The organism is Cryobacterium melibiosiphilum (assembly GCF_003602235.1).
GTDB classification, from domain to species: domain Bacteria; phylum Actinomycetota; class Actinomycetes; order Actinomycetales; family Microbacteriaceae; genus Cryobacterium; species Cryobacterium melibiosiphilum.
The window spans coordinates 1-10,651 of sequence record NZ_QZVS01000031.1 but is presented as its reverse complement, the minus strand read 5'-3'; the positions used below and the strand labels follow the sequence as shown (position 1 = coordinate 10,651).

Annotated in this window: 6 protein-coding genes and 1 pseudogene; 2 read left to right on the top strand and 5 right to left on the bottom strand. The window is 68.6% G+C overall.

Annotated features, from left to right (window positions below; all coding sequences use genetic code 11):
- The 3 genes from D6T64_RS00680 to D6T64_RS00670 all read right to left on the bottom strand — a co-directional run.
- Positions 1-2,506, bottom strand: a 2,506-nt coding sequence (locus tag D6T64_RS00680; RefSeq protein ID WP_119970469.1) for a putative bifunctional diguanylate cyclase/phosphodiesterase, incomplete at its 3' end; no start/stop codon positions are given.
- A gap of 363 nt (positions 2,507-2,869) precedes the next feature.
- Entirely contained in the window at positions 2,870-3,952 is a 1,083-nt protein-coding gene (locus D6T64_RS00675; RefSeq protein WP_233550754.1) for an aspartate-semialdehyde dehydrogenase, read from the bottom strand.
- A 257-nt stretch (positions 3,953-4,209) separates the two neighbouring features.
- Complete coding sequence (locus tag D6T64_RS00670) at positions 4,210-5,487, bottom strand: aspartate kinase (protein WP_119970464.1); 1,278 nt, start codon at positions 5,485-5,487, stop codon at positions 4,210-4,212.
- A gap of 564 nt (positions 5,488-6,051) precedes the next feature.
- On the opposite strand from D6T64_RS00670, the gene thiC reads away from it, so the two are divergent.
- Together thiC and D6T64_RS00655 are read left to right on the top strand one after the other, a co-directional pair.
- Entirely contained in the window at positions 6,052-7,704 is a 1,653-nt protein-coding gene (gene thiC / locus D6T64_RS00660; protein WP_119970460.1) for a phosphomethylpyrimidine synthase ThiC, read from the top strand.
- Positions 7,705-7,963: 259 nt separating this feature from the next.
- A complete protein-coding gene (locus tag D6T64_RS00655) occupies positions 7,964-9,283 on the top strand; it encodes an MFS transporter (protein WP_119970457.1) in 1,320 nt (439 codons plus the stop codon).
- 291 nt (positions 9,284-9,574) lie between these two features.
- Here the strand turns inward: D6T64_RS00655 and recR are convergent, their stop codons facing one another.
- On the bottom strand, positions 9,575-10,174 hold the full coding sequence (recR, locus tag D6T64_RS00650) for a recombination mediator RecR (protein WP_119970455.1): 600 nt from the start codon (positions 10,172-10,174) through the stop codon (positions 9,575-9,577).
- A 3-nt stretch (positions 10,175-10,177) separates the two neighbouring features.
- Positions 10,178-10,651 (bottom strand): annotated as a pseudogene (locus tag D6T64_RS22385) (hypothetical protein); the annotation flags it as partial.

The window sequence follows — 10,651 nt, the reverse complement described above, 5'->3', positions numbered from 1 at the left end:
CCTCGGGGCCGGCGGGCGGGAACGGTGCGGGGTCAGCGGTTGCGGCGACGCGACCGGACACCCCGCCCGCGGCAGCGGTGGACGCGGGGACCGCGGGCGGCGCCGGCGGGACGGAGGCGGGAGCGGCATCCGTCGTCGACGCCGTGGGCACGCCGCCGGGCATGACCGCCTTGGCGCCGAAGCGTTCGAGGCGGTGCATCGTCACCGCGTAGCTTTCGGGCATGCCGTAGTGGAAGCCCTGGGCGGCGCGGATGCCGAGCATCTGCAGCTGCTCGGCCATGAAGGCGTTTTCGACGCCCTCGACGATCATCGAGTACTCGAGCTTGTCGCCGAAGCCCTGCAGCGCGGTCAGCACCTCACGCTGACGGATGTCGGCGAGGTCGTCCACGAGGCTGCGGTCGATTTTCAGGATGTCCATGGGCAGGCGCACGAGGGCGTCGACGGAGGAGTCCTCCGACCCGTAGTCGTCGAGGGCGATCATGATGCCGGCGTCGCGCAGGTGCTCGACCTGCGCGCGGATCTCGGCCGAGACCCTGCTGACCGAGCGTTCGTTGAGCTCGAGGCAGAGCGAGATCTCGGGGTAGCGGTCGGCGAGGATCTCGACGAAGTCGCCGAGCCGTCCGGGCACGATCTGTGAGGCCTCGATGTTGAAAGTCATGCAGACGATGCGGGAGTCTTCGAGCCGAAAATCGGCGGCGGCGCGCATGGCCTTGATCGCGACCTGGCGGGTGAGGGCGTCGAGGCGGCCGAGGCTCTTCGCTTTTTCGACCAGGGCGGGCGGGGAGACCGGGCCGAGGTCGGCATCCGTGTAGCGCACCAAAGCCTCGAAGGCCCAGATCTGGCCGGTGACGAGGCTCACGATCGGCTGGAACGCGAGTTCGAGCAGGTCGTCGTCGATGGCGTGGGCGATGAGGTCGTCCATGGCGGTGGAGCGGTGCTCGCTGATGCTGAGGCTGCTCTCGTTCGACGGGCCGCCGGCGCGGCGGCTGCGTTTGACGGCGAGCATGCTCTGGTCGGCGTCGTGGATGAGGAGGGACACGTCGCTCTCCTGCCGTGCGGAGTAGGCCAGGCCCATGCTCAGCACCATGGTGAACTGGTTGTCGCCGACCCTGAGCGGCTGGCTGGCGGCGCTGAGGATCTCCTCGGCCATGGCCTTGGCTTCGGCCAGGCTGGTGAGGCGGGTGAGGATCACCACGAACTCGTCGCCGCCGACCCGCGCGACCACGTCGTGGGGGCCGACCGCGCGGCGCAGGCGGCGGCCGAGTTCGTGCAGCACGCTGTCGCCGCTCTGGTGGCCGAAGCGGTCGTTGAGCTTCTTGAAGTCGTCGAGGTCGAGGAAGAGCACCGCGAGGGCCTCGTCGTAGTTGCGGTGCTCGTTGATGTTGGCCAGGGCCACCTGGAAGGCGCCGTAGTTGGGCAGCCCGGTCAGCGGGTCGGTGTTGGCGCGCACGATCAGGCCGCCGATGTCGGAGCGGGCCGTGACCACCGTGTCGGCGGTGCGCGCGAGGGCGCGCAAAGCGAGCTCGTCGTCGCGGGTGAAGCCGCGGTCCATGGGGTCGCGGCGGGCCACGACGTACTGCTCGGTTCCGGCGGTCAGCGCGACGACGACGCCGATCTCCCCGGGCACCGGCGGGGCGTCGCGCACGGTCACGGACTCGACCCCGACCGTGCGGGAGACCGCCCGGCAGAGCATCTCGGTGATGTCGGCGGCGGCATCCGTGCCCGAAGCCCCGTCGGTGGAGACGTCGCGACGCGGAGTTTCGACGAAGGTGCTCGCGTTCAGGTCGGCGACGCCGGCGATCATGCCGACCAGCCGGCGGCGCATGATCACGCTGCGAATGACGAGTTTCTCGGCAGCGGCGATCAGGGTGAGGGTGAGCAGCACGACGACGACGCCGATGGACTCGTTGGTGCCGTCGGTGAAGGCGTGGTTCCACTGGGCGGCGATCGCGGCGATCGCGGCGTACCCGCCGGCGACCAGCAGCACCCGGCGGGGGGAGAGCATCGGCTTGCCGCCGAGGTCGAAGGTGGTGCGGGTGTACCGCATGCGGATGGTTTCGACCGCGATCACGAAGCCGACATAGACGACGGATGCGACAGCCGCCTTGATCAGCACCGGCACGCCCAGCCCGCCAAGGCCGAGGTAAACCAGTGAGCAGATCACCCCGCCGAAGCCGGTCAGGCCGGCCCGGTAGAGGGCGATCGCCCAGCTGTGGGTGCGCGTCACCTCGATCAGCAGCACCCCGGTGACCATAACGCCGACCGCGATGCGCAGCGGAAGCACCGTCTCGAGCGACAGCAGCGCGATCACCGGCAGGGTGATGACCGGGGTGCGGTGGCGCACGCTGCCGACCTGCAGCTTCGGGATCTCGAGGGCCGCGGCGCACAATACGCCGAGCACGATCACGGGCCACTGCCGGCCGGGCGTGACGATGGCCGTTTCGGCCGAGATGATGATGAGCGCGAAGGCCACGACGGCGAACACGACGAACACCGGACGGGTCACGCCCGCCAATGTCCATTTTTCGCTCACAAATTCAGAGAATAGTCGAACGTACTCTCTTTTCCGCCTAATTGCGCCCCTTTGGTCTCCCCCGTTCTGGCCTGGCCGGGCGCGGGTCGCCCCGTCCCCGTACCATTCGACGGAGATGCACGACGAAAAGCAGGTTTCCGCGCCTTAACAGCCCCTTTCGACCCTTAACACCGTCGAAGGGTACAGGCCCCGGCCCGCGGATGCCGCCGCCCGCGCCCACCCCGTACCATTCGACGGAGATGCGCGACCGAAAGCACGTTTCCGCGCCCAAACAGCCCGGTTCGACCACGAACACCGTCGAACGGTACAGGGCAGGGAACGGACGGGCCGGCGCGGCTACGCGGCGCGGCGGGCGGCGATCAGTTCGGCGATCTGCACCGCGTTCAAGGCGGCACCCTTGCGCAGGTTGTCGTTGCTGATGAAGAGGGCCAATCCACGGCCGTCGGGCACACCCTCGTCTTGACGGATGCGTCCGACGAAACTGTCGTCCTGGCCGGCCGCCTGCAGGGGCGTCGGAACGTCCGTGAGGGTGACGCCCGGGGCATCCGTCAGCAGTTCCGTGGCGCGGGCGACCGACAGCGGCCGGTCGAACTCCACGTTGATCGAGAGCGAGTGCCCGGTGAAGACGGGAACGCGCACGCAGGTGCCGGAGACGAGCAGGTTCGGCAGGCCGAGGATCTTGCGGCTCTCGTTGCGCAGCTTCTTCTCCTCGTCGGTCTCGAAGAGGCCGTCGTCGACGAGAGCCCCGGCCAGCGGGATCACGTCAAACGCGATCGGGCGCACGTAGATCGTGGGCTCGGGCAGCGTGACGGCGCTGCCGTCGTGCACGAGGCCGAGCAGGTTCTCGTCGGTGACGGCAACGCGCACTTGGCTGGCGAGTTCGTAGGCACCGGCAAGTCCCGAGCCGGAGACCGCCTGGTAGGTGCTCACGATCAGGCGGGCGAGTCCGGCCTCGTCGTGCAGGGCCTTCAGCACGGGCATCGCGGCCATCGTTGTGCAGTTGGGGTTGGCGATGATGCCCTTGACCGCGAGGTCGATGGCTTCGGGGTTGACCTCGCTGACGACGAGGGGAACCTCGGGGTCCATCCGCCAGCCGCTCGAGTTGTCGACCACGGTCACGCCGGCCGCGGCGAAGCGCGGGGCCTGGGTCTTCGACAGGGTTGCGCCGGCGCTGAAGATCGCGACGTCGAGCCCGGTCGGATCGGCCACGGCCGCGTCTTCCACGATCACGTCGACGCCGCGGAACGGCAAGTACGTGCCGGCGGAACGCGCCGACGCGAAGAAGCGGATGCTGCGCACCGGAAAGTCGCGCTCGTCCAGCAGGCGACGCACGACGGCCCCGACCTGGCCGGTGGCGCCGACGACCCCGATGTTCAGGCCTGTGGTGCCGGAGGTGCTCGTGGTGCTGCTGGTGCTCACTGTAATTCCTTCGATCGGGGGTGATTCCGGTGACGGGAGGGGGGACATCCGTCGGGTGGCGTGGGCCCGGCCGGCATAACTCCTGCAGAATCTGCCGGAATTTCGGCCGAGGCCCGGAATGACGGGCGACTTTTAACGGCTGGCGGCGAACTGCAGGAGTTATGCCGCGAACATCGCCATGAGGCGTACGTGGACGGCGGGGGTGACCGGCATACCTGACCGGAACCGGCGGCGCGGCGCCGACTGGACCGGGCGGGTTAGCGGCCGGTGCCGCCGTGCACGACGGCTTCGGTGTCGTCATCGAGGCCGAAGGCGTGGTGCACGACACGCATCGCCTCGTTGATCGTGCTGGCCCGGGTGACGACCGAGATGCGGATCTCACTGGTCGAGATCATCTCGATGTTGATACCCGCCTCATAGAGGGCTTCGAACAGTTTCGCCGAGACACCGGTGTTGGTGCGCATGCCGCCGCCGACCAGGGCGAGCTTGCCGATCTGGTCGTCGTACTGCAGGCCGGTGAAGCCGATGGTGCCCTGCTGGTTGGTGAGGGCGGTCAGTACCTGCTCGCCCTCCGATTTCGGCAGCGTGAAGGAGATGTCGGTGAGGCCGGTCGAGGCCGCCGAGACGTTCTGCACGATCATGTCGACGTTCGCGTTGGTGTTCGCGACGATCTTGAAGATCAGCGCGGCCTTGCCGGGAATGTCGGGTACACCGACAACGGTGACCTTCGCTTCGCTCAGGTCGGCGGCGATTCCCGCGATGATTGGCTCTTCCACTGTCTCTCCATTCGCGCGGGCGGCTGCCGCGTTGTAGACGATCGTGCCGGTGTTCTTATTGAACGAGGAGCGTACGTGCAGGGTCACGCCGTGCCGACGGGCATATTCCACTGCACGTATATAGAGGACTTTGGCGCCCGCGGCGGCGAGTTCGAGCATTTCTTCGCTCGTCACGCGTTCGAGTTTGCGGGCACGGGGAACGACGCGCGGATCCGCGGTGAAGATGCCGTCGACATCCGTGTAAATCTCGCAGATGTCGGCGCCGAGCGCGGCCGCGAGGGCGACGGCGGTGGTGTCGCTGCCGCCGCGGCCGAGGGTCGTGATGTCCTTGGTATCGCGGTTGAACCCCTGGAAGCCGGCGACGATGGCGACCGCTCCCTCGTCGAGGGCATCGCGCAGGCGGCCCGGGGTCACGTCGACGATGCGGGCGGAGCCGTGGCGGGCATCCGTGATCATGCCGGCCTGGCTGCCGGTGAAGGAGCGGGCGTCGTAGCCCATGCTCTTGATCGCCATGGCAAGCAGCGCCATCGAGATGCGTTCGCCTGCGGTGAGCAGCATGTCGAGTTCGCGCGGCGCCGGGATCGGGGTGACCTGGTGGGCGAGGTCGAGCAGTTCGTCGGTCGAGTCGCCCATGGCCGAAACCGCGACGACGACCTCGTTGCCGGCCTTGCGGGTGTCGACGATGCGCCGGGCGACCCGCTTGATGCTTTCGGCGTCGGCGACGGATGATCCGCCGAACTTCTGCACGATCAGGGCCACGGGTACTCCAGAGGGTTCTTGGGGGTGAGTGTGCGCCCCAAGGGCCCAGTCTAAATGCTGCGGGTTGTGCGGGCGTTCATATGACGCCGTGCGGCCGTGCGGCACGGTGCGCGTGGTGTCTGTACCATTCGACGGTGTTCAGCACGTTTTCGACCCGATTCGGCCGGGAAACGCTGTTTTCGGGGCCGAACTCCGTCGAATGGTACGCGGCGGCGGGCGAGGCGCGGGCCGGGCGGGGCAGGGCGACGGATGCCGCGGGCCGCGTCGGCGAGCCGGGCCACGGCATCCGTCACCGCGTGTCTGTACCATTCGACGGTGTTCAGCACGTTTTCGGCCCGTTTCGGCCTCGAAATGCTGTTTTCGGGGCCGAACTCCGTCGAATGGTACGCGGCGGCGGGGCGAGGCGGGGCCGCGTTAGGGTGAAGTGTCACTCATCAGCACCATCAACCACGGGAGCTCGCACCAGCGAGCTGAGAGGGCGGCCAGGGCCGTCGACCGTTGAACCTGTCCGGGTAATGCCGGCGTAGGGAGCCCAACAGAATGCCCACGAACGACGCTACAACCATGCCCACAAGCGGCAGCAGCACCGGCACCGCGGTCACCACCGGCCCCATCTGGGGCAGCACGAAACGGTACGAGCCCGTGCCGGGGCACCCCGACATCCGTTTTCCGGTGCGCCGGGTGAATCTCAGCAACGGCGAACACTTCGACCTGTACGACACCTCCGGTGTGTACACCGACGAGCGTGAAGCGATCGACGTCGAGACCGGGCTCGCGAAAACCCGCGACGCCTGGGCGCGCCCGGAGCCGATCGACGGCGCCGCGACCCAGCTGGTCTGGGCCCGGGCCGGCATCATCACGCCCGAAATGGCGTACATCGCCGCCCGCGAGGGGCTCGCCCCGGAGCTCGTGCGCGACGAGGTCGCGCGGGGGCGGGCCGTGATCCCGGCCAACCATAAGCATCCGGAGAGTGAGCCGATGATCATCGGCAGGGCCTTCGCGGTGAAGATCAACGCGAACATCGGAAATTCGGCGGTGACGTCATCCGTCGCCGAGGAGGTCGAGAAGATGGTCTGGGCCGCACGCTGGGGCGCCGACACGCTCATGGATCTCTCGACGGGCAAGGACATCCACCTGACCCGGGAATGGATTCTGCGGAACGCCCCGATTCCGGTCGGCACGGTGCCGATCTACCAGGCGCTCGAGAAGGTGAATGGCGATCCGACACTGCTGACCTGGGAAATCTATCGCGACACGGTGATCGAGCAGTGCGAGCAGGGCGTGGACTACATGACCGTGCACGCCGGCGTGCTGCTGCGGTACGTGCCGCTGACGGCGAAACGGGTGACCGGTATCGTCTCCCGCGGCGGGTCGATCATGGCCGCCTGGTGCCTCGCCCACCACGAGGAGAGTTTTCTGTATACCCACTTCGTCGAGCTGTGCGAGATTCTGCGCCGCTACGACGTCACGTTCTCGCTCGGCGACGGCCTGCGACCCGGGTCGATCGCCGACGCCAACGACGAGGCCCAGTTCGCCGAACTTCGCACCCTCGGCGAGCTGACCAAGATCGCGAAATCCTACGGGGTGCAGGTCATGATCGAGGGCCCCGGGCACGTTCCGATGCACAAAATCGTCGAAAACGTGCGTCTCGAAGAGGACCTCTGCGAGGAGGCGCCCTTCTATACTTTGGGCCCACTCGCGACCGACATTGCCCCGGCCTACGACCACATCACCTCAGCGATCGGCGCCGCCATGATCGCCCAGGCCGGCACCGCGATGCTCTGCTACGTCACCCCGAAGGAGCACCTCGGGCTGCCCAATCGCGACGACGTGAAGGTTGGCGTGATCACCTACAAGATCGCCGCCCACGCCGCGGATCTGGCGAAGGCGCATCCGCGGGCGCAGGAACGCGACGACGCTGTGAGTCGGGCGCGCTTCGATTTTCGGTGGAATGACCAGTTCGCGCTCTCCCTCGACCCTGACACCGCGCGCAGCTTTCACGACGAAACTCTGCCCGCGGAGCCGGCCAAAACCGCGCATTTCTGTTCGATGTGCGGTCCGAAATTCTGCTCGATGCGCATTAGCGCGGATGTCCGCACTTACGCTCTCGAGAACGGCCTCACCACCCCCGAGGCGATCGAGGCGGGAATGTCGGCGAAGTCGGCGCAGTTCGTGGCACTCGGCAGCTCGGTGTACCTGCCGGCGGCGACGCTGTGACGGGCGCGGCCCGGCCGGGTCTCCGTACCATTCGACGGTATTCGACCCGGTTTCGGCCGGTTCCGGCCGACAGACCCGATTTGCCGGGCCGATCTCCGTCGAATGGTACGGGCGAGCCCGGCGACGCGGGCCACGCGCCGGGGTGGCGCTGTACCATTCGACGGTGTTCAGCACGGTTCGGCCCGGTTCCGGCCGACAAACACGGTTTCCCGGGCCGATCTCCGTCGAACGGTACAGGGCAGTCGGGGAGGGGGCGACGATGACGGATGTCGCGGCGCCGTCGCATCCGTCGGCCCTGCCTGCCGTCCAGCCGGCGCGGCAACATCCGGCGGCCCGCCGGGCAGTGCGCGGCGGGATCATGGGCAACTTCGTCGACCAGTTCGACATCTTCCTGCCGATCATCGCGCTGGCCCCGGCGGCCGGGCACCTGTACGGCTCCGAGAACATGGTCGCCAATGCGGGGCTGATCTTCATCGCGACGCTGGTCGGGCGGCCGCTCGGCGCGGCCGTGTTCGGACCGCTCGCCGATCGCATCGGGCGCAGCCGCACCACCCAGGTCACGATCGCCGGGGTCGCCCTGACCACCCTGCTCATCGCGGCGGTTCCCGCCCAGAGTGTGCTCGGCCCGGGCACGCTGCTGCTGATCGTGGCGCTGCGGTTTCTGGGCGGAATCTTCATCGGCGGCGGCTACACGGCCGCGGTTCCGCTGGCCATGGAGTGGGCGCCGCCCCGGCGCCGGGGCCTGGTCAGCGGCCTCATCATGTGGATGTCGCCCTGGGCCAACGCCTCCATCGCCGCGCTTGTCTTCGCACTGCTCGGCGCGCTCGGCGCCGCCCGCTACGCCGATTGGGGCTGGCGGGTGCCGTTCGTGCTCGGCGGTCTGATGGCTGTCGCCCTGCTCGTCTACTACCGCTCGCGCGTCGTCGATATTCCGGTGACGGATGCTCCGGTGCCGGCCAGGCCGCGGCATCCGTTGCGGGAAATTCTGTTTGGCGCCTACCGGAAGCAGCTTTGGCAGGTTTTTGTGCTGATGAGCGGCATGTGGCTGTTCACGAACATGGCGGTCGCGGTGCTGAGCGGGCAGCTGAAAACGAGCGAGGCCCTCGACGACCAGAGCGTGGCGCTCACGATGTTCGTGGCGACCGCGGTGTCGGCGGTGACGATGGCGGCCTGCGGGCAGGTCTCGACGGTGGTCGGTCGGCGCCGGTTTTTCGTGGGCTTCGGCCTCGTCGCGGCGGTGCTCGCACCGGTGCTGTACCTCGCGATTTTTCGGCACGGGGCCGGGCCGGGGCTCATGTTGCTCGTGGTCGGGCTGCAGGTCGTGACGGTTTCGGTCTACGGGCCGGTCGGAGCGTACCTCACGGAGCGGTTTCCGGTCACGGTGCGCTCGAGCGGCTACGGCGTCGCCTACAGCCTGTCGATCGTGCTGCCGGCGCTGTATCCGTATTATCTGCCAGCGCTGCAGGGTGTGCTCGGGCAGTACGGAGCGGTCGCGGCGCTGCTCGCGATGGCCGGGGTGCTCGTCGCGGGCGGGGCGGCGGCCGGGCCCGAGGTGTCGACCCGCGAACCGCTGCGCTGAGCCCGCCGCGGTCGGCGCCTGGCCGGTCTGTACCGTTCGACGGTGTTGAACCCGGTTTCGGCCGGGTTCAGCCCGGAAACGCACTTTTCCCGGCCGAACTCCGTCGAATGGTACGCGGGCGACGGATGCCGCACCCTCCGACACCCGGCCGGCCCACGGCATCCGTCACCCGGCCCGCCAGCCCCGCGTCCCTGTACCATTCGACGGTGTTGAACCCGGTTTCGGCCGGGTTCAGCCCGGAAACGCGCGTTTCCCGGCCGAACTCCGTCGAATGGTACGCGGGGCGGGTCGCTAGTGGGTGACCTCGCGGCGGCCTTCGAACGCGCGGCCCAGGGTGACCTCGTCGGCGTATTCGAGGTCGCCGCCGACCGGCAGGCCCGACGCCAGCCGGGTCACGCGAATCTCGAGCGTCGTCAGCAGCCGGGAGAGGTACGTCGCGGTCGCCTCGCCCTCGAGGTTCGGGTCGGTCGCGATGATGACCTCCTGCACGGTGTTGTCCGCGAGGCGCTGCATCAACTGGCGGATGCTCAGGTCGTCCGGTCCGACCCCGTCGATCGGACTGATCGCCCCGCCGAGCACGTGGTACAGCCCCTTGAACTCACGGGTGCGTTCGATCGCCACGACGTCCTTGGCCTCTTCGACCACGCAGATCAGCGCGGGGTTGCGGCGCGGATCCCGGCAGATCAGGCACGTCGGCTGCTCCGACACGTTGCCGCACACGTCGCAGAACCGCACCTTGTCGCGCACCTCGAGCAGCACATTGGCCAGCCGCGTCACGTCGAACTTCTCGGTCTGCAAAATGTGGAACGCGATGCGCTGCGCCGATTTCGGCCCGATCCCGGGCAGCTGCCCGAGCTCGTCAATCAGTTCCTGAACGATTCCTTCATACATGAGCTAGGCCCCTCTCGGCCGCGGCGACGAATCGTGGGCCATCTCCTCGAGGAACGTGGCCCCGAGAATCTCGCGAATCACGGCCTCGCCGTAACGCTGCTTCTCGGCGAACGCCGGTCGCGTGCCGGCCCGGTTCTGCGCGGGCTGCGGGCGGTTCGGGTTGTTGTTCTGCGGGTTCTGGCCGGTCGGCGTGCTTCCGGCGACGGATGCTGCCGCCGGCACTCCCCCGGCCGTCGCGCCCGCGGGCGCGGCGCCAGGACGGTTCTGCACCATCGAGTTCTGGCCCGAGTTCTGGCCCGCGGCGTGGGCGCGCGGCACATACGGCGTCGCGGCGTACGGCTCGTCCGGCGGGGAATCGAAGTCCGGCGGCGCATCGTCATCGCTGAAGGGCGGCGGCTCCTCGACCCGGGACGGCCGGGCGGGGGCCGCGGGCGCGGCGACAGCGCGTTCCTCGGCAGGCGCGGCGGCCCGGGCGGG